This is a genomic window from Microcoleus sp. PH2017_09_SFU_O_A, from assembly GCF_020738625.1.
In the GTDB taxonomy this organism is placed as follows: Bacteria; Cyanobacteriota; Cyanobacteriia; order Cyanobacteriales; family Microcoleaceae; genus Microcoleus.
The window spans coordinates 1-26,857 of the sequence record NZ_JAEQCF010000069.1 but is presented as its reverse complement, the minus strand read 5'-3'; the positions used below and the strand labels follow the sequence as shown (position 1 = coordinate 26,857).

Below are 26,857 nucleotides of genomic sequence, written 5' to 3'. Positions count from 1 at the left end.
GTTCTACACTAAGAACATTCTGCTTAACGAAGGCATTCGTGCTTGGATGGCTCCGACCGACCAACCCCACGAAAACTTCATCTTCCCTGAAGAAGTTCTGCCTCGCGGTAACGCACTTTAAAAAAATCAGGATTTGGATTTCAGCTTAATTTATGTTTTTTAAATTCAAACTAGAAATCCAAATTCCTATTCACCGGGTGGACGCAGTGCTCCTGCGGTCACCCGGAGAACAAAAAAACCGAAATCCAAAAACTAACATCGTTGGAGGTTCTACCGCGTGGTAACGCTCTCTAATTCCTATGCAAGCGGTCGCGACCAAGAATCCTCCGGATTCGCTTGGTGGTCAGGCAACGCTCGTTTGATCAATCTCTCAGGCAAACTGCTGGGCGCCCACGTCGCTCACGCTGGTTTGATCGTGTTCTGGGCAGGAGCAATGACTTTGTTTGAAGTCGCTCACTTTATCCCAGAAAAGCCCATGTACGAACAGGGCTTAATCTTGATGCCCCACGTCGCTACTTTGGGTTGGGGCGTCGGCCCCGGCGGTGAAGTTACTGATATCTTCCCGTTCTTCGTAGTCGGCGTTCTGCACTTGATTTCCTCTGCGGTTCTCGGTTTGGGCGGCATTTATCACGCCGTTCGCGGCCCAGAAGTTCTCGAAGAATACTCGAACTTCTTCGGCTACGACTGGAAAGACAAGAACCAGATGACCAACATCATCGGCTATCACCTGATTTTATTGGGTGGCGGTTGCTTGCTGCTGGTTGCTAAGGCCATGTTCTTCGGCGGTGTCTATGACACTTGGGCTCCGGGCGGCGGCGACGTGCGTATTATCACGAACCCAACCCTCAACCCCGCTGTGATTTTTGGGTACTTGGTTCGCGCTCCTTTTGGTGGCGAAGGCTGGCTGCTCAGCGTTAACAACATGGAAGACATCATCGGCGGTCACATCTGGCTTGGCCTGATTTGTATCTCTGGTGGTGTTTGGCACATTTTGACCAAGCCTTTCGGCTGGGCTCGTCGCGCCTTAATCTGGTCTGGCGAAGCTTACCTGTCCTACAGCTTGGGCGCTTTGTCCCTCATGGGCTTCATCGCTTGCTGCTTTGTCTGGTTCAACAATACTGCTTACCCTAGCGAATTTTACGGCCCGACGGGCCCGGAAGCTTCTCAAGCACAAGCTTTGACCTTCCTGATCCGCGACCAACGCTTGGGTGCTAACGTCGGTTCTGCACAAGGCCCTACCGGTCTGGGTAAATACCTGATGCGCTCTCCTACTGGCGAAATCATTTTCGGTGGTGAAACGATGCGTTTCTGGGATTTCCAAGGCCCTTGGTTGGAACCCTTACGCGGTACTAACGGTTTGGACTTGAACAAAATCAAGAATGATATTCAGCCTTGGCAAGCTCGCCGCGCTGCTGAGTACATGACTCACGCTCCTTTGGGTTCTTTGAACTCTGTGGGCGGCTTGGCAACTGAAGTTAACGCCTTTAACTATACTTCTCCCCGTTCTTGGTTGGCCTGTTTCCACTTTGTGATGGGTTTCTTCTTCTTGATCGGCCACTTGTGGCACGCTGGTCGCGCTCGCGCGGCTGTCGCTGGCTTTGAAAAAGGTATCAATCGCGAAAATGAAGCGGTTCTTTCTATGCCTGATTTGGACTAATCATCGGCCTTGTGCTGATGTGATTGTCTAATCAAAAAAAGCTCCTGCTTAACGGCAGGAGCTTTTTTTTAAGCCAATATCTCGAAAAAGTGGCGTTGCGATCGATGTTAAGCCTTTCTCTGAATTACTCCACAATTCTTGAGACTTGACTATTTTGATGAGTTCGGGTAAAGAACTTGCAGGCCGGCTCTACAAAGTTTATATTTAATTAAGGTACAAAAGTTTTAATCACACAAAATTGACAATAGCAATAGGAAGTTGCAGTTTGAAGGTAGATCCTTAGCTGTGCAAAACTAATCTACTTTTATTAAATGCCTGTGCTTTCAAAAATTGATAACACGCACAAAACTTTTTAGCCAATTACTATTATTGCTGGGAAAGCAAAAAATTAAGAATGGACTCATTAAAGCTCGAAAATGTCCAGGTGATTTACGATCGAGCAAATTTACTCGATCGCATCGCCAACCGCATTCGCCGCTCTCTAGAATTGCCAGAAATTCTCAGCGCCACAGCAGCGGAACTTCAATCGTTCTTGGGAACAGACAGGGTAAAAATCTATAAATTTCATAGCGATGGCAGCGGTGAAGTGATTGCTGAATCAATTAACGGCAAACGCTTGCCATCATTATTGGGGCTGCATTTTCCAGCAGACGATATTCCCCCTCACGCCCGCGAACTGTTCGCCCAAGTACAGGTGCGATCGATCGTCGATATCGATTCCGGGTTGCTAGGCCAAAGTCCCCGCCGCGACGAGGTTTCCGATCAAATGCTGCCCGATGAAGTGCGCTTTCGGGCGATCGACCCCTGCCACGCTGAATACTTAACTGCACTCGGCGTTAAAGCTTCCTTGGTAGTACCAATTTTTCACGACCAAGAATTGTGGGGGTTGTTGGTATCTCACCACTCCCAGTCCCGGAGTGTCGCAGAGGAGGAACTGCAAGACGTTCAGATGGTGGCAGATCACCTCGCCGTCGCGATCGCCCAATCAACCCTCCTCTCCCGAACCAAGGCCAAAGCTGAGCGTGAAGCTGCCGTCAACCGCGTCGCCGCAGCCCTGCACTCCCAGCCCGCGATCGAACTGCAAGCAGCTTTGGCAGAATGTGTAGCTGCACTAGAGGCCGTAGGTGGCAGGCTTTGCATTTTCCACAGCAACAATCTCACGAGTTTACTACCCTACTCGGACAATTCCACAGAGGCACTCAAAGTCTACACTTGTGGCTCAGGCCCGAGAATGCCTATTTCTGCCAAATACCAGCAGATAGAGCTATACAGCGTCTGGCACGAATATTTTAACTCCAGCGAGCAACAGGTTTGGGCAATTCCCGACTTGTACAAAATTAGCAGTTTGAGAAGCCTGCAACCTGCATTTCGATCGACAAAAATCCGCAGCATTTTAATCGCACCACTCAGAACCAGGCAGCAAATATTCGGTTACTTGAGCATTTTTAGAGAAGAATTTGACACCGAAACTCTCTGGGCAGGACAATTAGATGCCGACGGGCGACTCGCTCAATCTCGGATATCTTTTGAAGCGTGGAAAGAGTCAAAAACAGCCCAGATTCGCGAATGGAATGCTGAAGAAATTGAATTATTACAAGCTTTCGGCAGCCATTTTTCTCAGGTAATTAACCAATACCAACTATACCAAGAAATAGAGGCACTTAACGCTAATTTAGAAAATAAAGTTCAAAAACGTACCGATCAAATGCAACAGTTGACCCAACAGCAGCTAGTGCTGTTTGAAGTGGTGGCTAAAATGCGGAAATCTCTCGACTTGAACGATATTTTTACCACGATGTCCCAGGAAGTGCGAGCGGCTTTAAATGCCGATCGCGTTGGGGTTTACCGTTTCGATCCCGCATCGGAATTTAACGACGGGGAATTCGTTGCCGAAGATGTTTTTCCAGATTTTAGATCGGCAATGGCAGTCCGAGTAAACGATCGCTGTTTTGGAGAAAACTACGCCAATCTTTACTCTCAGGGGCGAGTACACGCATTGGCAGACATCAGACAAGCCGGATTACAAGATTGCTTTCGGAAAGTATTGGAGCAATTTCAGATCAAAGCGACTTTAGTTGCACCGGTGATGAAAGGCAGCGAGCTTTGGGGGCTGCTATGCGTGCATCAGTGTTCGGATCCCCGCAACTGGGAATCTTCCGAAATTCAGTTTCTCACTCAAGTTTCTGCTCAGTTAAGTATCGCACTAGAACAAGCGGATTTGCTCGCTCAAACTCAGCAGCAAGCTGTTGATTTGCAGCAAGCTACTGAACAGCAGCGGATACTATTTGAAGTGGTAGCAAAGATTCGAGAATCTCTCGATATTAATGCAATTTTTAAGACGGCAACTCAAGAAGTTTGTCAGTTTATACAAGTTGATAGAATTGCTGTATATCGCTTTAATTCTGATTGGAGCGGAAAATATGTTGCCGAGTTTGTGAAAGACGGTTGGATCAGATTGGTAGGGGAAGATATCAATACGGTTTGGGAAAATAGTTATTTGCAGGAACACCGAGGTGGTAGGTATCTCAATAATGAGATTCTAGTCGTTGACGATATCTATCAAGCTTGTCACTCGGAGTGTAACTTCACTATTTTAGAGCATTTTCAGGTGCAGGCCTATGCGATCGCGCCGATTTTTGTAGGACAAGAACTTTGGGGTTTGTTGGTAGCCTATGAACATTCTGGGCCGCGCTGTTGGGAAAGTTCAGAAGTTAAGTTTTTAGCTCAGATTGCCAATCAGTTAGGCGTAGCTATCCAACAAGCCGATTTGCTGGAGGAAACGAGAGGTCAATCAGCACAAATAGCTCAAAATTTCAAAGACTTGCAGCAAACTCAAGCTCAATTGATTCAGACTGAAAAAATGTCTGGTTTGGGGCAACTGGTGGCGGGTATTGCTCACGAAATTAACAATCCAGTTAATTTTATTTACGGCAATCTCAATCACGCTACTGATTATACTAAAAATTTGCTGAGTTTGCTGGAACTTTACCAGCAGCAATATCCCGATTCTAGTCCTGAGATTGGCGAGTTGGCAGAAGATATTGACTTGGAATTTCTGCGGTCAGATTTGCCGAAGTTGCTATTGTCTATGCAGGTGGGAGCCGATCGCATTCGTCAAATAGTTTTGTCTTTGAGGACTTTCTCTCGCTTGGATGAAAGTCAAATGAAGGATGTCGATATTCACGAGGGCATTGACAGCACGCTGTTAATTTTGCAGCACAGGCTGAAATCTAATGGGGACAGTGCCAACATTCTGCTAGTTAAGGAGTACGGCAATTTGCCTCTGGTTGAGTGTTATGCTGGACAGTTGAATCAGGTGTTTATGAATGTGATCGGAAATGCGATCGATGCTTTGCAATCGAACCAGTTGAGCGATCGCAATTCAGTGAGTCCTCAAATTAAAATCTCTACTGCTGTCGGTCAACTTAATGGCAATGTTCCGAGCGCGGTGATTCGGATTGCTGACAACGGTTCTGGAATTTCGGAATCGATGAGAGAACGCATATTTGACCCTTTTTTCACGACTAAGCCAGTGGGCAAAGGTACTGGATTGGGACTGTCAATTAGTTACCAAATTGTGGTAGAGAAACACGGCGGTGTTTTAAAGTGCTGTTCAGAATCTGGTAAGGGTACTGAATTTGCGATCGAGATTCCGATCCGACATCAGCCAGCAGTCAGCAGTCAGTAGTCATTAGGATCGGAAATTAAATAATTTACACAAGCTTGTGGAATGGGCGTCCCGCCCGTTCAGAAAGGACGGGCGGGATGTCCATCCCACAATAACAATAAAGATTGTAAGTTATTTAATTCTCATTCCTTAGTTATTGTAGGGTGCGTCAGCGGGCTAAATGTTTTCGTCACCTGCTCAAGGATTCCGGCCCCGTGACGCACCCTAAGGTTAGCTTTGTTGATGTAGAGTCTGCGTTTCAACCGCCGAGTTGAAGAGAGTTCGATCGCCCGCAAGCGTTGCTCGCAGAATAGGTTTGCCCCAAAACATGGTAAATTGAATAGCCAGACAGACTTTTGTCAAAGTACAGAACTGAGCGCTTGTAGTCGATCGCCCGATACGCCATGCCAGATTCCGAATTCTCAGATGATTTAAAATGGACGGCCCAAGCTAAGGCCAAGCTAAAAAATATTCCCTATTTTGTCCGGGGACAAGCCCGCGTGCGGATCGAGCAATTGGCCCGCGAAGCCGAAACAGAAGTCGTCACCATTGACCTAGTTGAGCAAGCTCGCATCGAGTTTGGACAATGAGGGATCGAAATGTACCCTAAAGCTTTAGACTATAAAATGCGTTGTAAGGACAAGGATTTAACAAAGTAGTGCGGAAAATAGTTATAGCTGGCAACTGGAAAATGTACAAAACTAGGGCAGAATCCCTAGAGTTTCTTCAAGGATTCATGTCCTGCCTGACGGAAACCCCAGAAGAACGGGAAGTCGTGCTTTGCGTTCCCTTCACAGATTTGAGTGTCCTCTCGAAAAACCTGCACGGAAGCCGGATTAGACTCGGTGCTCAGAATGTCCACTGGCAAGAGTCTGGAGCTTATACGGGTGAAATTTCCGGGCAGATGCTGACAGAACTTGGGGTGCGCTACGTCATCATCGGGCACAGCGAGCGCCGGCAATATTTTGGGGAAACCGACGAAACGGTGAATTTGCGGCTGACAACTGCTCAGAAATCCGGTTTAATTCCGATTCTGTGCGTGGGAGAGACGAAGCAACAACGGGATGCCGGGGAAACGGAAGCTCATATTTTTTCTCAGTTAGCGCAGGATTTGGTTGGTGTTGACCAAGATAACTTAGTAATAGCTTACGAACCGATTTGGGCGATCGGCACTGGCGACACTTGCGAAACGAAGGAAGCTAACCGAGTTATTGGTTTGATTCGCTCTAAATTGACTAATCCTGATGTGCCGATTCAGTATGGCGGCTCTGTGAAAGGAGAGAATATTGATGAAGTTATGGCGATGCCTGAAATTGATGGGGTTTTGGTAGGTGGTGCGAGTTTGGAAGCTGCCAGTTTCGCTAGAATTGTCAATTATCAATAACTGGTAAGTGGAACAAGGGCAGCGGGAAGGAGAAAGCGATCGCCTACAATTGTGATATGCCCTTGAGATACTTTAAGTGTTTGTCCGATCGGGAGAATTGACTTATGATTGCGATGGTTAAACCCAAACCCGCTTTAGAAGATTTCCTCAAACTTCCTGAAACTGAACCGGCCTCAGAATTTATTGACGGAGATATCCTTCAGAAGCCCATGCCTCAAGGCGAACATAGCGTACTTCAAGTTGAACTCTGCAAAAATATCGATCGAGTAGCGCAAACTCAAAAAATTGCCAAGGCTTTTCCTGAATTGCGCTGCACTTTTGGCGGTAAGTCGATCGTACCGGATATAGCAGTATTCCGCTGGGAAAGAATTCCTTTTTTGCCTTCGGGTAGAATTGCCAACATCTTTGAAATTAATCCAGACTGGTCGATCGAAATTTTATCCCCAAACCAAAGCCAAACAAAAGTCCTTGGTAAATTGCTGCACTGTTCGCGACACGGTACTGAGTTGGGTTGGTTGCTAGATCCTGAGGAAGAAAGTATTTTAGCAGTATTTCCCGGACAAAAAGTAGAATTTTACCGAGGTACAGATCGGTTGCCAATTATTAATGGAATTGAATTAGAATTGACGGTCGATCGTGTTTTTAGCTGGTTGAGTTTTGGTTGAAGAATCTTGGACGCATCAGACTCTAAGAAACCGGGGCTTTTTAAGATTGGTTTTTAGTGTGGAATGCAAGTCGGCTCTCAGGCTGCGGACTTGCATTCCACACTACAAACCGTTTTTTTCGTAGTGTGCTATGCAAGTCGGCTCTCAGGCTGCTGCGGACTTGCATTCCACACTACGAACCGTTTTTTTCATGGTAATTGACCGGACAGGATATCAAACCTAAAATCTTGAATCTAAAATCTCACTCGCCATGACAGATAACCCAGCCAAAATTATCATTAGAAATAAAACTTTCGAGTGGGGAAAACGCACTTATTTGATGGGTGTTTTGAACGTAACTCCTGACAGTTTTAGCGACGGTGGCGATTTCAATACCATAGAATCAGCTTTAGCGCAAGCTGAAAATATGGTAAAATCGGGGGTAGATATTATTGATATTGGCGGTCAATCTACCCGGCCCGGTGCAGCGGAAATATCCTTAGAAGAAGAGATCGATCGCGTTATACCTGTGATAGAAATGCTGAGGCAAAAAGCCGATATTTTTAGCTCAGTTCCGATTTCTGTCGATACTACCAGAGCGCAGGTTGCTAAAGCTGCGGTTGAGGCGGGGGCTGATATTGTCAACGATATTTCGGGAGCAACTTTTGACTCGGAAATGCTGTCAACGGTTGCTCAGTTGCAAGTGCCGATAATTTTGATGCACATTCGAGGAACTCCCCAGACGATGCAAAAACTCACAGATTATCAGGATTTGATTGGGGAAATTCTGGATTTTTTGGAGAGTCGAATAGTGGCCGCTATGGCTGCGGGGATTGATAAATCTCAGATAATTATCGACCCGGGTATTGGCTTTGCTAAGACTTACAATCAAAACTTGGAAATTCTGCGGCAGTTGCCAAAAATTCGGGGTTTGGACTGTCCGATTTTAGTCGGAGTATCGCGCAAAAGCTTTATCGGTCACATTTTGAATCAGCCACAAGCCAAACAAAGAATTTGGGGGACAGCGGCGGCTTGTACAAGTGCGATCGCAAATTCGGCAGATATTTTGCGAATTCACGATGTCAGAGAAATGCACGATGTTTGTTTGGTTGCCGACGCTATCTTCAGAAATCAATCTTGAGCGGTTGATTGGTCGATTAGTTTGAGTTCTCGCTCTCCACCGTGAGCGTGCGGCTGGATATCCGGCATGGAACCCATCAACTCGTTGAGGGCTTCTGTCATGTTTCTTGGATCCATAAACAGAATTTTGGCGTTGTCGCTTTCGCCTAGTTTTTGTTGAGCGTCTAAGTATTTTTCAGTTACTAAGTAATTCAAAACTTGCTTGCTGTTCGGATGGGAGTCTAAAGCTTCAACTAAGAGCCTCATGTACTCCTTAGTGCCGATCGCCTTATTGACCATTGCTTGCCATTCGCTCTTGGTGGCGCGCTCCAATTCCATAGCTTCTTGCACCCTTTTCGGAGGTGTAATGCTTTGAATTTCTACGCGAATTACTTTGACGCCCCAAGTTTCGGTAGCTTCGTCCAACTTCTTGAGTAACTTTTTATTCATGTCATCTCGGGAACCCAAGATGTCTTGCATGGGCAATCGACCAATTTCAGCGCGAAACGTCGTTAAAACTAAGTTGGCGATCGCATTTTCAATTTGATCGATTCCATAATAAGCTTTCTGCAAATTCACAACCCGCCAATACACAACGGCATCGACTTCTAGGGCCACATTATCGCCCGTAATTGCTGATTGAGGTTTAATATCTAAAACTCGTTCGCGGCTGGTGTCCACGCAGACGACTTTTTCGATCAGGGGACTGATAAAGTGGAATCCGGGCTTGAGGGTGCGCTTGTATTGGCCCAAACGTTCGACTAAAGCTTCGTCGCCACCACTGACTATTTTCACGCTTGAGTTAACAGCGTAGCCGAGGATGAGCGCAAACAGCATGGTGAGAATAGACTGCCCCATTTCTACTTTCCTGCTAAGGTTGACTGAGAATCGATCGGGAATATACTCTAATTTAACTCAAAGTCTGCCGCACAGTGCTAAAATATCTCGACTGTTAATAATGAGATCAATGGTGGGCCGCCATGTGTTCGGACTCTGACGAAGCAGTCAGTAACTCAGGGAATCAACGCCACTGAGCTTGTAAGAGAAATCAAGCAAGCTGCACTGACCAGCCTAAGCCTTAACTGGCTACGTTATTTAGGTCATGACACCCACCGGATGCGAAGCTAGTCCCTTGCTCTGTCGCTAGTAGTTAAACAGCCTTAAAGTCACGCTCGACAGTGCTGCTAGCCTGACAAGCCTTTATAACATTGGCGAAGCTAACTTTACCCCGAAAGGGAGATTGAGGACAACCATCCTCGCCAGAGGGGCAACCATACCCCTCTACCCCGCAAGGGGATTCAATGCGATTGAAATCGCCTGGTCGTTTTCCTAGGAAGGACTAAAGTCTCTGAGCTTCCCACTTACCGAGCTTTTTTGTGAAACCCAGGATATCAACAACACATTTCCACAAAAGACATGAAAAACGATCGAGAGTTTCGCCCTTTCAAACCTTTTACCTGGATTGGCCCAAGCATTTTGGTGGCTGGAATGTGGGCATTGGGAGTTGTCCCACCCGTACAAGCTGAATCAACCACGGTGCAAATTGCCCCAAACTTGCAGTCGCAGAACTTGCAGCCACCGCGCCGGGGGCCCGCAGTTCGCGAAGTTCTATCCTACGAGATGAAGGGAGACGAACTTAAGATTTGTAAACAGGAAGGCAACTCTGAGAAAAAGTGCCAAGTTGTAGGCAAAGGTTACACGGTGGGTTTGAGAACGGCCAACGACCTCTACGGTCAAGGAAATATTGTCAATGCCGAAGTTTTGTACCGACAACTAATCGCTCGCTATCCCAAACAAGCCGATGCTTATTATAAGTTGGGAAGTCTGCTGTCGGGGCAAGGTAAAATGAGCGATGCGATCGTCCAATACCAGAAAGCAATTGAAGTCAACCCGCAGCACGCCAAAGCTCACAACGATTTGGGCGTGGCGATGGCAAGTCAAGGAAAGTTGCCCGAGGCGATCGTGCTGTGGAGACAAGCCGTTAAAATTAACAGCCAGTATCCCGATGCTTTAAACAATTTAGGAGTCGGTTTATACCAGCAAGGGGCGAAGGAAGACCAAGCAGAGGCCCTAGCCAGTCTCAAAAAAGCTAAGGAGTTATTTATCAAGCAGGGCAGAACTCAAGCAGCTACGAGAGTAGATAAACTTTTGGAGGAAATCAATTCGCAGTCGAGCGGCTCTTAAAATCATTATGTTCGATATAGCTGAAATAAAAAAGGTTTGATCGTTCGGACTTTAGTCCGCATCTTCTAAGGACTAAAGTCCGAACGATCAAACCAATCTTAATTATGGTCATCCAAGCAGATATGAGATCGATAGTCGATCGCTCGAACATAGAGATAAAAAACAGAGGCGGCGATCGAAATCAATTAGCCTTCAACGGCGGTTAAACACGCCGATAAGCCTCAACCTAAAGCATTTCCTTCAAAACTTGTAAAATTACATCTCCATCCACGCGATCGCTCACAGCGGCCTCACCCAAGCGCACCGGTAGCACAAAGCGCACCTTGCCATCCTGCACCTTCTTATCCAGTTGCAAAGTCTTCAAAATCTCCTCAATATCGACACCTGCGGGCAACTTAGCAGGTAAAGCAGCTTTGGCAATTAAAGCAGATTGGCGGCGATCGCACTCAGCATCCCACATTCCCAACTCCACAGCCAAGCGGCTGGACGCAGCCATACCAATTGCCACACCTTCGCCGTGATTAATTACCTTGTAATTAGTCAAACTTTCTACAGCATGACCGATCGTGTGACCGTAATTCAAAATCGCCCGCAAACCAGACTCCTTCTCATCCTTGCTTACCACCTCAGCCTTAGCTTGGCAAGACCTGCTCAAAATTTCAGCCAACAAATCCGCCTTCACATAGCGCATTTGATCCAAGCGCTTGCAGTTTTCCAACTTCCGGAACAATTCAGCATCCCAAATCACCCCGTACTTAATAACTTCCGCCATCGCCGAACGAAACTCGCGCGCCGGCAGAGTTTTGAGAACATCCGGGTCAATCAAAACCAAACGCGGCTGATGAAAAGCCCCAATTAAATTCTTCCCCGAAGGATGATTGACCCCCGTTTTGCCGCCAATAGAAGCATCAACCATCGCCAGCAGCGAAGTCGGAACCTGCACCACATTAATTCCGCGCAGCCAAGTCGCCGCCGCAAAACCCGTCATATCCCCAACCACTCCGCCGCCCAAAGCCACCATTGTCGAGGAACGTTCCAACCGGTTAGCCAAAGCCGCATTGTAAATCTTCTGGATGGAATTTAAAGTTTTGTACTGTTCGCCCGGTGGTAAAATGCAGGTACTGACTTCTAGACCGGCCGATTCGAGGGCTGCGGTTGCTCTTTCGCCGTAGTGCCGAAAAATCGACTGATTTGAGACCAAAAGAACTTTTTTGCCCAAACTTAGATCGCCCATCAGGGTACCGAGCTCGTCTAAGCCGCCCGTTGGCGTAGCCCCCGTAGGGGATCGCACGCAAATATTGTAAGATTGTGGGCCCAAGTCAACTTTAATTATCGATTGCATATTTATCTAATTTAGATTATAGATTTTAGATTATAGTTCTTAATAGGTCTTTTTATTGATTATTTTGGAGAAATTGCAATGAGTCTTACCGGAGCAATAGCTTATTTTGGAATTTTCGGTGGCATGGTTGGCTTGGCGACAGTGCTGATGTTTGGTCTCCGGGCTGTCAAACTCATCTAGTTTGTTAATTTAGATGTCTGAACCAGAGAATTTTATCTCTGGTAAAAGTAACATCGGGCCGATCGCATTTTTGCAAAAAATCTCTAGTCAGATCTATAGATTTATGTCGTAAGTGCGATCGACCTTATTTAAATAATAAATTTAAAATTTAAATATAATAAATTTAAATCAAACTACACTTCGCAGTCATGAAAGTTATCTCAATCATCAATATGTTGAGGATTTCCTGGAAGCAAAAATCGAAGTTAAATATCAAGCCAGGTTTCAGTTTATTTGCGATCGCCCTTTGCCTCACCTTTCTCACCAATGCCTGTGGCTTTGGATTTAACCGATCGCTCCAACCGCTGCGAATTGGAACTATCAGCTTTCCGGGATATGATATTGCCCGCTATGCCCAAACCTCAGAAATATTCAAGCAACGGGGACTAAAGGTTGAGTTTGTGCTATTTGATAACTCGCAGGATACCAGTCGGGCAGTAATCCGTGGTAGGTTAGATGCCGCATTTACTACCTTTTGGGAAGTGATGCAGGTAGATCCGGGTGATGGCAAACCTGTGGTTTTAATGACTATCGACATTTCTGCCGGGGCAGATGGAATTTTTGCCAAGCCAGAAATTAAATCCGTAGCAGATTTGCGAGGAAAGAAAGTAGCAGCAAAGTTAGGAACCATCAGCCATTTAACTTTGTTAGAAGCTTTAAAACTTCATCATCAAATTAAGCCCTCTGATGTGCCGATTTTGGATTACTCCAATGAAGTAGCAGCCCAGAAAATCAAAGAGGGTGAGATTGATGCTGCGGTGTTATGGGAACCGGTGCTGGGGGAGACAGCGAATAGCATCAAAGGCAATATAATTCACACCACAAAGCAAGTAGACAGTCTGGTAATTGATACCTTAATGTCCAGTGATAAGATAGTGAAAGCAAAAAAAGCCGAACTAAAGCAATTTATGCTGGCATGGTTTGATGTAATGCACGCAGTTAAAACTCAGCCGAAAAAAGTGTTTAAGGCGGTTGGAAAGCAATTGGGACAAAGTGGTGAGTCTTTTGCCAATGATTATGCTGGATTAAAAAAAGGTGATATGACCTTAAATCGGCGAATGTTTGCCCCAGAAGGTAGGCTCAAATCTGCCAAGGCAGAAATTGTCGAATTACTCAAATCCGATCCGCGTCATAATCGAGTAATTCGGCAAGATGTGGAGATTGATTCCACCCTTGTCAATGAAGCAATAGCGGAATGGAAACCATGAGCCAACAAGCTAGAAAGAACTTATCTCGCCAACTATTATTGGGCTTTAGTGTTTCTCTGGCAACTGTTGGCTTAATCACCTTGGGATTCAACTACTTTTTGATGCAATCACAATTACAGAAAGAACTAGAACAACGCGCCCGATCGATTACCCAGGGAGTGGGGTTTTCCACGGAAGGATTAATCGAATTGGGGAATAGGAGCATTGTCAAGCGCGTGGTGCAAAACTATGCTACCTTGCCGACAGTGGTGGAAGTGGCGATCGTCAGTCCCGATGGCCAAACCCTCGCCCGGAGTGGATCGGCACTCAAAAATCCGGCCTATGCTACTATTCATCCAGAATTAGAGCAAATATTAGAGCGATCGGCCGAAACAGGTTTAGAAACAAGTTTCAGAACCAACATAGATGGTGAGTCAGCTTTAGTCGCAATTTTGCCCTTTAGCAGTACCTTGTTTCGTCAGGGAAATCGGCGCGGGTTGGCGATCGCGATTCTGAATGCCGAAGAAATGCGCCAGCAAGTATGGCAAACTTTCTATACTTCCACCGTCACCCTGCTGATTGGGATGACTGCAATTTTAGGACTGATGACGATATTAATTCAGCATATTGTATTACACCCACTCGAACGTTTGAACAAAGCAGTTATCGACAGGAATGGAATTGATAACTTTGTCATACCCAGTGGATTACCAAATAATGAAATCCAATTTCTAGCCCAGACAATTCAATCCGCAGCTATACGAGTAGAAACATATCAACAAGAACTCCGACTGCAAGCCCAAGATTTAGAAAAAGCAATCAGCGAATTGCAAAAGGCTAAAGAAATCGCCGAAATTGCCAACCGCACCAAAAGTGAATTTCTGGCTAATATGAACCACGAACTCCGAACGCCACTCAATGGCATTTTGGGTTATGCCCAAATCCTCCAACACGATCCGACGACTACTCCCAAACAGATGAAAGGATTAGGAGTAATTCACCAGTGTGGTTCCCATTTACTCACTCTGATTAATGATATTTTGGATTTGTCAAAGTTGGAAGTACACAAGATGGAACTTGATCCCCAAGATTTCCATCTAGAAAAATTCCTATCCTCCACTGTGGATATGTGCCGGATCAAGGCAGAACAAAAAGGCGTGGATTTTCGCTATCAGCCGGCTAGCAACCTGCCCATTGCAGTCCATGCTGATGACAAACGACTGCGACAAGTGTTGTTGAATTTGCTCAGCAATGCTATTAAATTTACTGATGTTGGCAGTGTCAGTTTCCGAGTTGAACCTGTGGTAAAATCAAGCGATTTTGGTGCAGCCCAAAGAATTCGATTCAAGATTAAAGATACTGGTATTGGCATTGTTTCGGAAAAATTATCGAAGATTTTTTTACCTTTCGAGCAAGCTGGAAAAGGCGATCGCAACAGCGAAGGAACTGGCTTGGGGCTTGCCATCGGCCAACAAATTATCCTGAAAATGGGCAGCGAAATTCATGTCGAGAGTGTACTTGGTGAGGGTAGTAGCTTCTGGTTTGAGGTAGATTTGTTGCCAGCATCGGATTGGATGACAGAAGATGCGATCGCCGATCGCAAAGTCATCGGCTATCAGGGCGAAAGACGCAAAATTCTGGTGATTGACGATCGCCCTGAAAATCGCCTCATTATCATAAATATGCTGGAACCCCTAGGCTTCCAAGTGGCAGAAGCTGACAACGGACAAACGGGCTTAGACATGGCCATTCAAATGCTACCAGACTCGATCGTTACCGATATCCATATGCCAATAATGGATGGGTTAGAAATGACTCGCCGCCTGCGACAACTGCCAAACTTTGCGACTACGCCGATTATTGCTTCTCCAGCCACTCTGTCTCAGGTAGACATACAGGAAAGTCTGGATGCTGGTTGCAATAGTTTTTTCCCGAAGCCCATCGAGTTTACTGGATTGTTGAACCAATTACAGAAACACCTGGAATTGCAGTGGATTTATGAAGAAATGAAACTAGATGCCATGAAAATTACTGAGAATAAAGTCCATGAGGTTAATATGGTAATGCCACCAGTTAAAGAACTGACAGCCCTCTATACCGCCGCCCAGGGTGGTTTTATGAGTGATATTCACCAGGAAGCCGATCGCCTGAAAAAATTAGCACCCGAATATATAGTCTTTGCTAACCGAGTTTTAGCACTAAGTCAACAGTTTGATGAGGAAGCCATTATTCGCCTAATCGAACCACTACTTTAGCTACTTTATTTTTGAATGTATAAACCTGTTTATTATCAATAAAAAATTTGAATCAAATTACTATATAATTGAAAAAAAACTATTTATTCTGTTTTCCTTCCTTTTAACCTCTTACATCCATCCCTTATATCCGTTACATCCGTTAGACAATCCGTTGCCGAACTTCGTGCTTCCTGCTGTTTATATATTGGAGTTTCTAATGTCAGTCAATTCCATGTCCGCAGACAAGACTATTTTAGTTGTAGACGATACTCCCAGTAATCTGCAAGTATTATTTGATGTATTGAGCGAACATGACTACCGGGTGGCGATCGCCAAAAATGGTGAAACCGCTCTACAACGAATTCAATTATCTCAGCCCGATTTGATTTTGCTAGATGTCATGATGCCTGGAATCGATGGCTTTGAGACCTGCAAACAGCTCAAAGCCAATCCTGATACTCGCGATATTCCGGTTGTTTTTATGACAGCCCTTTCCGACTCAGTAGATAAAATTAAGGGGCTAAGTTTGGGTGCAGTGGACTACATCACAAAGCCGATTCAGTGCGAAGAAGTATTGGCCCGGATTCAGGTGCATTTACAACTACGAAATGCCACACGCATCATGGAACAACGTACCAAGGAACTCAACGAAGCATTAGAAAATCTAAAACAAGCCAAAACTCATTTAGTGCAAGGCGAAAAAATGTCTGCCCTCGGCCACTTGGTGGCGGGAGTAGCCCACGAAATTAACAACCCGGTGAATTTCATTCATGCTAACCTAAACCCCGTCAAAGAATACACTGAATATTTGTTAGACTTTGTGCAACTTTACCAGAAACATTATCCAAATCCGGTTCCAGAAATCCAGACACGGGCAGAAGAAATTGATTTAAAATTTTTGCAATCAGATTTGGTTAAAATACTCAATTCGATGAAAATAGGTACGGATCGCATTCGCGAATTGGTGCTTTCTCTCCGCAATTTCTCCCGCTTGGATGAAGGCTACTGCAAAGCGGTTGATATTCATGTAGGTATTGACAGCACTCTGTTGATTTTGCAACACCGTCTAAAAGGTGGACAAAATTGTCCTGAAATTCAAGTCATCAAAAATTATGGGCAGTTACCACAAGTCCAATGTTATCCTAGTCAACTAAACCAGGTGTTTATGAATATCCTGAGTAATGCGATCGATGCTTTGGAATCATCGGGTGTCAGCAATAACCAAGAACCTAGGATTACGATTCGTACTTTCATTAGTAGTGATGATGCGATCGCAATTAGTATTGCCGATAATGGAGTCGGGATCCCGGAACCCATTCTTTGTCTATTATTCGATCCGTTTTTCACTACCAAACCTCTTGGGAAAGGCACTGGTTTGGGGCTGTCAATCAGTCATCAGATTATTACTGAAAAACATGGTGGTAAGATTGAATGTTCTTCGATTCTGGGGCAGAGTACGGAGTTTGTTGTGAAAATTCCAGTAAAATAACTTCTACTCCGCTTCTCAAAACCATCGATATGTCCCATTCCACCGATATCATTACCCTCGCCCGCTGGATGGCGGCCGACTTCAGCAACCAAGCGCAAGCCTTTGAAAATCCGCCATTCTTCGCGCACATCCGCGTCTGCATGAGACCCCTACCCACAGAACTTCTGGGCGGGATGAGCTTGTACCTAGAACAAGCCTATGATATTGAACTCAAAACTCCGTACCGAGTCCGAGTGTTAAAATTAGTCCCGATGGGCGATCGCATCGACATCGAAAATTACGCGATCGTCAACGAAGAGCAATTTTACGGCGCCTCCCGCGATCTCCAAAAGCTCCAAGAACTCAACAAAGCCGAATTTAAACTAATGCCGGGGTGCACCTTTATTACACACTGGACGGGCAGCAGCTTCAAAGGGTGTGTCGAACCCGGAAAAGGCTGCATGGTGGTCAGAAAGGGCAAAAATACCTATCTAGATAGCGAATTCGAGATCGATGGAGACAAATTCACCAGTCACGATCGCGGACGCGACCCAGAAACCGACGCCCACGTCTGGGGAGCCCAGGCCGGCCCCTTTGAATTTACCCGCTGGGCTAGCTTCGCCGACGAAATTCCGGTTTGATGCCGAAAAACCAAGTCCAGACTTGGCCAACACGCTTGATTAAAGGTTCACAATGCACCAATACCTGGTACATTAACCCAGTATTGGCAAGCAAGATTCACCGTTGATTTATGAAAGTCCTGGTTATTGGTGGCGATGGCTATTGCGGTTGGGCAACCGCACTCTACCTTTCTAACAAAGGTCACGAAGTTGGCATCCTCGACAGCTTCGTGCGGCGGCATTGGGATCTGGAACTGTGCAGCGACACCCTCACTCCCATTGCACCGATTCAGCAACGACTCCAGCGATGGCAAGATTTAACGGGTAAGTCGATCGACTTGTTCGTCGGTGACATCACCAACTACGATTTTCTCAGCAAAAGTATGAGAAAATTTGCACCAGAGGCGATCGTCCATTTCGGCGAACAGCGATCGGCGCCCTTCTCGATGATCGATCGCGAACACGCAGTCCTCACCCAAGTCAATAACGTCGTCGGGACACTGAACCTGCTGTACGCCATCCGCGAAGATTTCCCCGACTGTCACCTAGTGAAATTGGGGACAATGGGCGAATACGGCACGCCGAATATTGACATTGAAGAAGGCTACATTACGATCGAACACAACGGCCGCAAAGATACACTACCCTATCCCAAACAGCCTGGCAGTTTTTATCACTTAAGTAAAGTCCACGATTCCCACAATATCCATTTTGCCTGCAAAATCTGGGGTTTAAGAGCCACCGACTTAAATCAGGGAGTCGTCTACGGCGTACTCACCGAAGAAACTGGCATGGACGAACTGTTAATTAACCGTTTGGACTACGACGGAGTATTCGGAACAGCCTTGAACAGATTTTGCATCCAAGCTGCGATCGGGCATCCTTTGACAGTTTATGGAACTGGCGGACAAACCCGCACCTTCTTAGACATTCGGGATACCGTGCGATGCGTCGAATTGGCGATCGCCAACCCCGCCGCCGCCGGAGAATTCCGCGTCTTCAACCAATTCACCGAACAATTTAGCGTCGGCGACTTAGCCTCATTGGTGCAAAAAGCAGGCATGGCAATGGGATTAAAAGTAGAAATCAACAACCTCGAAAATCCCAGAGTCGAGAAAGAAGAACATTATTTCAATGCCAAAAACACCAGTTTGTTAGGCCTCGGCTTGCAGCCGCACTACCTCTCAGATTCCCTGCTCGATTCTCTGCTGAATTTTGCTACAAAATATCAGCACCGCGTCGATAAAAACCAAATTTTGCCGAAGGTTTCTTGGCGACGGTAAATTCGGGCACAAGCTGCGGGAGAGAGTTTTGGCATTACATAATTCTGGCATGAATCTTGTGGGGTGGGCTTCTAGCCCGCCCCAAAAATAATGATTTTCAGCTTTGATAAAATTCCAAATCATCCCGCAAATATGCAACGCTATTTTTTTAACGAACCGCGAAGGCGCGAAGGGCGCGAAGTAAGAGATGAGAAGGGAAGAGAAGAACTGCTAGCTTGGTTGGGAATAAATATGGCAACCGCGCCCGATGGTTATGACGTTCTTAATTGCTGAAACATCAGGCTCGATTCCTTCTTCCTTCTTCCTTATATACCGTGAAAAGTCGAATTCTCATCTTGTTGCTTTTAGTTGTTCTGCCGGGATTTTCTGCCAGTGCAGTTTGTGCTTATTATTTAATACCGGAATGGGCTGCACTAACGGCGAGTTATCAAAATTACCGCCTCAAAAGCGAATCGCCTTCGGCTACGGAAAAGGAAATCTTAATTGCCAAAACTGCACAGGAAATTCACCGAATTAACTGCTTTGCTGAAGGTGTGGGATTGCTTTTAGGTGGGATAATTTTATCAATTGGCATTCAGGGAATTTGTATCTTGCCGGAACAACCTCTCGATCGCAAATAACTTCAGATGAAGCTGCTGACAGAATCTTACTTAAACCAAAAAATGCGGTGGCCGAATACAGGTCGCCACATTTTAGCACAATTTGACGATGATACTGTTGTTGTCTATCAAGCTTACCGTCCGGCGATCGGTCACTTTGCAGCGGAACGCGGTTATTTCGGCGGCGAGTTCAGTCTTAACCGCATGAGTTGGATTAAGCCAAACTTTCTCTGGATGATGTATCGTTCGGAATGGGGTACAAAACCCGGACAAGAAGTAATTTTGGCGGTTTCGTTAAAGCGATCGGCTTTTGACGAAATTTTAGCATCTGTCGTCCATTCCAATTTCGTTTCAGTAGTGTACGGAAGCGAAAAAGAATGGAAACAAGCTGTTAAAAATTCATCCGTGCGGCTGCAATGGGATCCAGACCACCATCCCAGTGGCGCGAAACTGGAACGGCGGGCAATTCAACTCGGCTTGCGTGGCAGTTATCTTGCCAGTTATGCCCAAGAATGGATTGTTAACATTGAGGATATTTCAGAATTTGTGCAGCAACAGCATCAATATAATACGGGCGATCTTGCCCAATTACTTACTCCTCGCGAGGCAGTGTATCCTGTTACTAACCCCGACATTTGCCAAAGACTGGGAGTATCGATTTCCTAAACAATATATCAAAGAATATAGCCTTTCTCAAAAAGATGAGGTATGTCTGGTAATGGGGAATTGGTAATTGGTAATTGGTAATTGGCAATTGGTAATCGATAGTTTCTCTAAGCTTTCTGAGGTTTCTGGGAGTAAAGACGCTCGCCCGCAGTGTGTGTTCTCTCTACTGAGAGTAGCAGAATTTGGCATACCTCATCTTTATGAAAACCTGTATAACTACAGCTTTCTTCCTTCTTCCCTCTTCCTTCTTCCTTCTTCCCTCTTCCTTCTTCCTTCTTCCCTCTTCCTTCTTCCTTCTTCCCTCTTCCTTCTTCCTTCTTCCCTCTTCCTTCTTCCTTCTTCCTTCGTTTTATGAAAATTGCTCTGTTCACTGAAACATTTTGGCCAAAAATAGACGGCATTGTGACGCGCCTGATTCACACTGTAGATCACTTGCAGCGATCGGGCGAACAAGTTCTGATATTTTCTCCAGATTACGGAATTACAGAATACAAAGGTGCCCGAGTTTACGGTGTTGAGGGTTTGCCTTTACCGATGTACCCGGAACTGAAAATGGCACTGCCCAGTCCGGCGATCGGTCAACAATTACAGAAGTTTCAACCGGATCTTATTCATGTTGTCAATCCCGCTATTTTGGGATTGGGCGGGATCTATTACGGCAAAAAGTTCAATATTCCGATTTTGGCTTCTTACCACACGCATTTACCCAAATACTTGCACCATTACGGTTTTGGAATGCTCGAACCATTGCTGTGGGAATTGCTCAAAGGGGCGCACAATCAAGCTGAATTAAATCTGTGCACTTCTACAGCAATGGTGGATGAGTTGAGAACTCATGGCATTGAGCGAGTAGACTTGTGGCAGCGCGGTGTAGATACGGAAATGTTTGTCCCCGAATTGGCAAGTCGAGAAATGCGATCGCGCCTTTCTGAAAATAACCCAGATAGCCCCTTACTCCTCTACGTCGGCCGCCTCGGTGCCGAAAAAGAAATCGAATCCATCAAACCAGTCCTCGCCGCCATTCCCGGCGCCCGCCTCGCCCTAGTGGGAGACGGCCCGCACCGCCAAACCCTCGAACAATATTTTGCCGGCACCCCCACAAATTTTGTTGGCTACCTCAAGGGGCAAGAATTGGCTTCTGCTTACGCATCTGCTGATGCCTTCATTTTTCCCTCCCGTACCGAAACCCTGGGCTTAGTGCTCCTCGAAGCTATGGCTGCGGGGACTCCCGTAGTGGCGGCTCGCAGTGGCGGAATTCCCGATATTGTCACAGACGGTGTTAACGGCTATTTATTTGACCCCGCCGATGAAGCCGGAGCTCTGACTGCTACCCAGCGCCTGTTTGCGAATCCCGAAGAACGAGAAACCCTCCGCCAAAACGCTCGCTCTGAAGCCGAACGCTGGGGTTGGGCTGCGGCGACTAACCAACTACGAGGCTACTATCGATCGGTGGTATTTTCCCAGTCCATGGCCTCTGCTGCTTAAATTTGACAAGATGTCGCGATGTTAAACATCACCGACAGCTTAGCTTCCATCCCGAGGCAGTTTCTAGCGAGGAGGAATGTCCTCAAAGATCGATCGAACTTTTTTGAGGCTTTGATTGCGGTAGCTATCCTGCTGTTGCGTTTACCATTAAACTATGAATAGCTTTGGAATGCTTCGCGGGCGGCAAAACTGGGGCGCGGCGGCAGCCGACCGGATACGGTCGCCGAGTGCGCTAAAACAGTCACACCGCCCAGCAGCCGAGCACAGAGGGTAAAATATACATCGCCCGCGATCGATCGAACAAAAGCCTAGAAGCTCGTTTTCAGGCTGCCAGCGTTCCGAAGTCAAGTTCAGCTCATGCCTGGCGAACTCTCATCAGTATCGATGTTGTAACAAAAAAAAGATCGAGCATCTCTAACAAGCAAACTGAAGTTTCATCCGCCAAAGAATGAACCCATTATTCATCAAACCGACAATCGAATGCTGAGTTGAAAAGCAAACAACTTAAACAGTTTGCACCGCAGAATCTAGCACCGCGATCGACCAGCCGGTCAATCTACCCCTCTGAGCAAGCAGTTAATCATGACATTCTCCAATGCTGGTAGCGTTCTGGCTACACTGACTCAAGTCAATTTTATGGGGGCATTGACCTCTCGTGTTAAGAGCTTGCCAGTTACTGAATTAGTGTGCCTGCTGGACTTTGTAACGGCTGAATTTCAGCAATTTATCCGGGCAATGGACCTGATTAACAATGAAGCACTCGAAACTCTCTTAGAGCAACTGTTAGATGCCTTCACTGTCAAAATTGGTCAAATTTTGCAAGCAGACCGGACAACAATTTTTTTGGTAGATGCCAACAAAAATCAACTGTGGCACAAAACAGTGGATGGGCTCACGGGCGAAGATATAGAAATTCGCTTGCCGATGGATGCAGGCATTTTAGGCTACGTAGCAACTACTGGAAAATCGCTCAATGTCTTGCATGGTAGAGAACACGAGCATTTTAATGCCGAAGTAGACGAACCGCCGAACTACCGGGTTGAGACTATCCTCTGTATGCCGATTTTTAGCAGTAAGAGCCAGCACGAACCCGTAGCGGTGGTGAGACTGTTAAACAAAGCTGGCAATGCCCCGTTTACCGAGGAAGACGAACAGCAGTTTCAGGCTTTTGCAGATTCGATCGGGATTATTCTCGAAAGCTGTCAATCTTTCTACGTCGTGGCCCGCAACCAGCGAGGGGTGGCCGCACTTTTGAGAGCTACCACGACGTTGGGTCAAAGCCTTGACTTGGAAACAACTTTGCGCTCTGTCATGGATCAAGCTCGGGACTTGATGCAAGCCGATCGCAGCACGCTATTTTTATTAAATCCCGAAACCAACGAACTTTGGACAAAACTCGCCAAGGCCGACGGCAAAACGATGATGGAAGTCCGCATTCCTGCTAACAAAGGAATTGCAGGCTACGTGGCTTCGACCGGTCAAACTCTAAATATTACAGATGCTTACGACGATCCCCGCTTTGACCCATCTACAGACCAGCAAACGGGATATCGCACTCGCACTGTCTTGTGTATGCCGGTTCATAACGCCAAAGGTGAGCTGATTGGGGTGACTCAACTAATTAATAAGACTCAAGGCACTTTCACAACTTCCGACGAAGAGTTTTTGCGAGCATTTAATTCCCAAGCCGGAATGGCGCTGCAAAATTCTCAACTGTTTCAGAACGTGATGGTGGAAAAGCAGTATCAAAAAGATATGCTGCAAAGTCTTTCAGATGCAGTCATTTCCACCGATTTGCAGGGGCGAATTGTCACAATTAACGAAGCCGCGCTGGAATTGTTGGGCTGTCCGGTAAATCAAGATAAAAGCAAACACAATCTCGTGATTTGGGAAGATAAACTGATCGATCGCTATGTTTGGGAAGTTGTGCCGATCGATAATTTGCAATTTCGACTCGAAGACAGTCTCCTGAATGCTGCCAGACATTACGTTCCCGAACAAAGTTTAACTGTGGGACTGTTGGTGGAAACAACACTGGGTAGCGCAGCAGCAGATACAGAAGCAGAAAGTTACATTTTGGCCGTGCCCGATCGCAATGACCCCACCTTATATTACGCTTGGGGCGAAAACAGCGCCTGGACTGAGGAAGTAGCGCAGGCAGAATTAGCTAATTCCCAATCTCTATTTTCGCTGCGGAATGCTGACCTCTATCACCCTTATTGTCCCCTACCCATCTCCGGCTCTCGAATTAAAGTAATTGAACGCAGTTTGAATTTAACTGTCAACCCGCTGATCAATCCAGAAGGTGGCGCGCGCGGCGGTTTAGTGGTACTCGAAGACATCAGCCGCGAAAAGCGGATGAAAACCACAATGTCTCGCTACATGACTCCCGGAGTCGTAGATAAAATCATGGCCTTGGGCGAAGGCTCCCTGATGGTGGGCGAACGCAAAGAAGTTACTATTTTATTTTCCGACATTCGCGGCTACACCACTCTGACCGAAAATTTGGGAGCCTCGGAAGTTGTGGCCCTATTGAACCAGTATTTTGAGACGATGGTGGAGGCCGTTTTCCACTACGAAGGCACTTTAGACAAGTTTATCGGCGATGCTTTAATGGCGGTGTTCGGTGCGCCCCTGCCGCTCAATCCCCCGGAAAGTCACGGTTGGATGGCGGTGCAGTCGGCTTTAGATATGCGCCGGCGCTTGAAAGAGTTTAATGATTCTCGCCCAGGCGCCGATCCGTTTCGCTTCGGAATTGGGATTAGTTCTGGAGAGGTGGTTTCGGGAAATATTGGTTCGGAAAAGCGGATGGATTACACCGTAATCGGGGATGCGGTGAATTTGAGTTCCCGCTTGGAACAGCTTACAAAGGAGTACGGCTGCGATATAATTTTGAGCGAATTTACCTACAATTTGTGCCGCGAACGGATTTGGGTGCGAGAGTTGGACAAGGTGCGGGTTAAGGGCAAAAATCAGCCGGTCGGCATTTACGAGTTGCTGCAAATTAATTCCGATCCCCTCGATGGGGAAACCGAAAGGTTTTTGGAACTTTACAACAACGGCCGCCATGCTTATATTGCTAGAAATTTTCAGCAAGCTATTAATTATTTTGAGGCGGCTTTAGCTATGCGACCGAGCGATCGACCTGTGGAAGTTCAGATCGAGCGATCCCTCAGCTATTTGGAAATACCCCCGCCCGACGAATGGGACGGCGTGCATACTATGACAAAAAAGTAGCATATTTTATCATATCCGAGAGCCTAAATGTAAAAAAATTGGATAAAGTTTTGAGATCTTCCTTATGACAGAGTTAAGAAGTGGAAAAATGTGAAAACATGAATCGGATGCCACATTAAAGTTAGTATTTATTTTCATACCGACAATTAAATGAACTATTTATCTGTTCCGAATGCCACAAAAGCCGATCGCATTCTGGTTGTAGATGACGCACCAGATAATGTTTTGTTGGTGCAGACAATCCTGGAAGAAGAAGGTTACGAAATTAGCACGGCCGAGAACGGCTTTTCGGCCTTAAGCCAAATTGACAAGTCAACCCCCGATTTGGTATTGCTAGACGTAATGATGCCGGGAATGGACGGTTACGAAGTCACCCAGCGAATGCGACAAAATAAGGAATTGCCCTTTATCCCGATTTTGCTGATCACAGCTCACGACAGCGCCAGTGTAGTCCAGGGACTCGACATGGGCGCAGACGATTTTATCCGCAAACCCGTGGAAATGGACGAACTGCTGGCGAGGGTGCGATCGCTCTTGCGGCTCAAACACAGCGTAGACGAACGAAATTCGATCGCCCTCCAGCGCGAAGATTTTGTCTCCAGACTCGCTCACGACTTGCGGACGCCCCTCGTAGCAGCCGATCGAATGCTAACTTTAATGCAGCAGGGAGCTTTGGGAGAAATCTCGCTCCCCATGTGCGACGCTTTCGGGACAATGGTTCGCAGTAACAAAAACCTGATCGCGATGGTAAATATGCTGCTAGAAGTCTACCGCTACGAAGCAGGGCGCAAATCCCTCAGTTTCGCTCCGGTTGACTTGCGCCAGCTTATTACCGAAGTAGCCGAAGAACTCGCTCCCCTAGCCGATGCTAAAAATTTGTCGGTGAATTTAGACTTGAGTGAAAGTGCAGAAAGTGCTCCGATTGCCAAGTATCCGGGCGATCGTCTAGAGTTGCACCGCTTGCTGACTAATTTAATCGGAAATGCGATAAAATTCACCGACAGCGGCTCTATAGATATCCGCTTAAAAGCTGCCAATTCACCTGTTTATACGAGCTTCAAAAACCAACCGCTGGCATGGGTAATTATGGAAATCCAAGACACCGGCGCCGGAATTTCTCCCGCCGAACAAGCGAAGTTATTTGAAAGGTTTGGCTCGGGAACTCACAAGAAATCCAGCACAGGTTTGGGACTGCACCTCTGCCGCCAAATAGTCGAAGCTCACCGCGGCACGATCGTGGTCAAATCCGAGTTGGGTAAAGGCAGCTTGTTTACTATTCGCTTGCCTTGTTAGAGCGATTTAATTAACTGTAGATGACTTATTTCATAAATGTTTGATGGCTAGAGCAACCGCAGATTTAAGGCAGATAAACACAGATAAACGCAGATAAATTAAAGATAATTTGCGAAGAAATGCAGGAAGTAAAAGTAGGGTGCATCCGCTCAAGATATTTCCTGGGACAATTGATAATCTCAAAACTGATGCACACCCTGAATAGATGGTGCGTCAGAATGAGATTTTTGGCGATCGTTAAAAATGACTAAACTGACGAACCCTATCGCTGACTTTGGCTCGGACTCGCATTCCGCACTACAAACCAGTCAATCACGAATCAGAAAAATAGCTTCGTAGTCAGGACTTTAGTCCTTCTTTGGCTCGGACTCGCATTCCGCACTACAAACCAGTTCGAGACTGAATGATATCACTCGTGCGATGTCTGGGCCAGCAATACAATCAGAAAATTATTAGGCAGATGTCATATAATTAGGGCTTGCTGAATAATTGATTGCCAACCAAGAGCAGGAGCGATCAATATATTCAAGCTTGGTTAAAGATAAGTTTTTTCTGTATCGAGTCGC

At 46.3% G+C, this 26,857-nt stretch carries 23 protein-coding genes and 1 pseudogene; 21 read left to right on the top strand and 3 right to left on the bottom strand.

All coding sequences use genetic code 11. The features are described 5' to 3' along the window. The 7 genes and pseudogenes from JGK16_RS23625 to folP all read left to right on the top strand — a co-directional run. Positions 1–121, top strand: a pseudogene (locus JGK16_RS23625) (photosystem II protein D2); the annotation flags it as partial. Positions 122–277: 156 nt separating this feature from the next. Further along, positions 278–1,657: a photosystem II reaction center protein CP43 gene (gene psbC, locus JGK16_RS23620; RefSeq protein ID WP_293151178.1), complete on the top strand. Its 1,380-nt coding sequence runs from the start codon at positions 278–280 to the stop codon at positions 1,655–1,657. Positions 1,658–2,051: 394 nt separating this feature from the next. After that, complete coding sequence (locus JGK16_RS23615) at positions 2,052–5,345, top strand: GAF domain-containing protein (RefSeq protein WP_293192166.1); 3,294 nt, start codon at positions 2,052–2,054, stop codon at positions 5,343–5,345. Between the two features lie 383 nt (positions 5,346–5,728). Then, positions 5,729–5,914: a PCP reductase family protein gene (locus JGK16_RS23610; protein ID WP_293183127.1), complete on the top strand. Its 186-nt coding sequence runs from the start codon at positions 5,729–5,731 to the stop codon at positions 5,912–5,914. Between the two features lie 68 nt (positions 5,915–5,982). Next, positions 5,983–6,708, top strand: coding sequence for a triose-phosphate isomerase (gene tpiA, locus JGK16_RS23605; RefSeq protein ID WP_293192163.1), 726 nt, complete (start codon positions 5,983–5,985; stop codon positions 6,706–6,708). Positions 6,709–6,812: 104 nt separating this feature from the next. Beyond that, positions 6,813–7,373 (top strand): Uma2 family endonuclease, encoded by a 561-nt coding sequence (locus JGK16_RS23600; RefSeq protein WP_293192160.1) that lies wholly within the window; start codon positions 6,813–6,815, stop codon positions 7,371–7,373. A gap of 250 nt (positions 7,374–7,623) precedes the next feature. Then, positions 7,624–8,493 (top strand): dihydropteroate synthase, encoded by an 870-nt coding sequence (folP, locus tag JGK16_RS23595; protein ID WP_293192158.1) that lies wholly within the window; start codon positions 7,624–7,626, stop codon positions 8,491–8,493. Here the strand turns inward: folP and JGK16_RS23590 are convergent. After that, complete coding sequence (locus JGK16_RS23590; protein ID WP_293157580.1) at positions 8,484–9,329, bottom strand: stomatin-like protein; 846 nt, start codon at positions 9,327–9,329, stop codon at positions 8,484–8,486. The genes folP and JGK16_RS23590 overlap by 10 nt on opposite strands. A 558-nt stretch (positions 9,330–9,887) precedes the next feature. On the opposite strand from JGK16_RS23590, the gene JGK16_RS23585 reads away from it, so the two are divergent. Further along, positions 9,888–10,655 carry a tetratricopeptide repeat protein gene (locus JGK16_RS23585; RefSeq protein WP_293183115.1) on the top strand — a complete coding sequence of 256 codons (768 nt, stop codon included), beginning with the start codon at positions 9,888–9,890 and terminating at the stop codon, positions 10,653–10,655. Between the two features lie 226 nt (positions 10,656–10,881). Here the strand turns inward: JGK16_RS23585 and aroB are convergent, their stop codons facing one another. Further along, a complete protein-coding gene (gene aroB / locus JGK16_RS23580; protein WP_293183113.1) occupies positions 10,882–11,997 on the bottom strand; it encodes a 3-dehydroquinate synthase in 1,116 nt (371 codons plus the stop codon). Between the two features lie 78 nt (positions 11,998–12,075). Here aroB and JGK16_RS23575 point away from each other — a divergent pair, with 78 nt between their 5' ends. The 9 genes from JGK16_RS23575 to JGK16_RS23535 all read left to right on the top strand — a co-directional run bounded on the left by JGK16_RS23575 (position 12,076) and on the right by JGK16_RS23535 (position 20,276). Continuing rightward, positions 12,076–12,177, top strand: a complete 102-nt coding sequence (locus JGK16_RS23575) for a cytochrome b6-f complex subunit PetL (RefSeq protein WP_194010188.1) — start codon at positions 12,076–12,078, stop codon at positions 12,175–12,177. A 188-nt stretch (positions 12,178–12,365) separates the two neighbouring features. After that, complete coding sequence (locus JGK16_RS23570; protein ID WP_293192156.1) at positions 12,366–13,424, top strand: ABC transporter substrate-binding protein; 1,059 nt, start codon at positions 12,366–12,368, stop codon at positions 13,422–13,424. Beyond that, positions 13,421–15,658: an ATP-binding protein gene (locus tag JGK16_RS23565; RefSeq protein WP_293192154.1), complete on the top strand. Its 2,238-nt coding sequence runs from the start codon at positions 13,421–13,423 to the stop codon at positions 15,656–15,658. Before JGK16_RS23570 ends, JGK16_RS23565 begins: the two co-directional genes overlap by 4 nt. A gap of 199 nt (positions 15,659–15,857) precedes the next feature. Next, complete coding sequence (locus JGK16_RS23560; RefSeq protein ID WP_293183107.1) at positions 15,858–17,129, top strand: response regulator; 1,272 nt, start codon at positions 15,858–15,860, stop codon at positions 17,127–17,129. Positions 17,130–17,158: 29 nt separating this feature from the next. Next, entirely contained in the window at positions 17,159–17,749 is a 591-nt protein-coding gene (locus tag JGK16_RS23555) for a chromophore lyase CpcT/CpeT (RefSeq protein ID WP_293183105.1), read from the top strand. A 110-nt stretch (positions 17,750–17,859) separates the two neighbouring features. Next, entirely contained in the window at positions 17,860–19,011 is a 1,152-nt protein-coding gene (locus JGK16_RS23550) for an NAD-dependent epimerase/dehydratase family protein (RefSeq protein WP_293183103.1), read from the top strand. Positions 19,012–19,101: 90 nt separating this feature from the next. Then, on the top strand, positions 19,102–19,284 hold the full coding sequence (locus tag JGK16_RS23545; RefSeq protein WP_293203434.1) for a hypothetical protein: 183 nt from the start codon (positions 19,102–19,104) through the stop codon (positions 19,282–19,284). A 41-nt stretch (positions 19,285–19,325) separates the two neighbouring features. Continuing rightward, a complete protein-coding gene (locus JGK16_RS23540) occupies positions 19,326–19,631 on the top strand; it encodes a hypothetical protein (RefSeq protein ID WP_293203432.1) in 306 nt (101 codons plus the stop codon). A gap of 6 nt (positions 19,632–19,637) precedes the next feature. Continuing rightward, a complete protein-coding gene (locus tag JGK16_RS23535; RefSeq protein WP_293197011.1) occupies positions 19,638–20,276 on the top strand; it encodes a DUF4291 domain-containing protein in 639 nt (212 codons plus the stop codon). 107 nt (positions 20,277–20,383) lie between these two features. Here JGK16_RS23535 and JGK16_RS23530 read toward each other — a convergent pair whose 3' ends face one another. Next, a complete protein-coding gene (locus JGK16_RS23530) occupies positions 20,384–20,647 on the bottom strand; it encodes a hypothetical protein (protein WP_293197010.1) in 264 nt (87 codons plus the stop codon). Between JGK16_RS23530 and JGK16_RS23525 the strand changes: the two genes are divergently transcribed. From JGK16_RS23525 to JGK16_RS23510, 4 genes are all read left to right on the top strand, one after another. Next, positions 20,628–21,761 carry a glycosyltransferase gene (locus JGK16_RS23525; RefSeq protein ID WP_293197009.1) on the top strand — a complete coding sequence of 378 codons (1,134 nt, stop codon included), beginning with the start codon at positions 20,628–20,630 and terminating at the stop codon, positions 21,759–21,761. The genes JGK16_RS23530 and JGK16_RS23525 overlap by 20 nt on opposite strands. Positions 21,762–21,779: 18 nt before the next feature. Next, on the top strand, positions 21,780–21,923 hold the full coding sequence (locus JGK16_RS23520) for a hypothetical protein (protein WP_293183093.1): 144 nt from the start codon (positions 21,780–21,782) through the stop codon (positions 21,921–21,923). A 420-nt stretch (positions 21,924–22,343) separates the two neighbouring features. Then, positions 22,344–24,998: a GAF domain-containing protein gene (locus JGK16_RS23515; protein WP_293183091.1), complete on the top strand. Its 2,655-nt coding sequence runs from the start codon at positions 22,344–22,346 to the stop codon at positions 24,996–24,998. 150 nt (positions 24,999–25,148) lie between these two features. Then, entirely contained in the window at positions 25,149–26,291 is a 1,143-nt protein-coding gene (locus tag JGK16_RS23510; protein WP_293183089.1) for a hybrid sensor histidine kinase/response regulator, read from the top strand. The last annotated feature ends 566 nt before the right edge of the window (positions 26,292–26,857 follow it).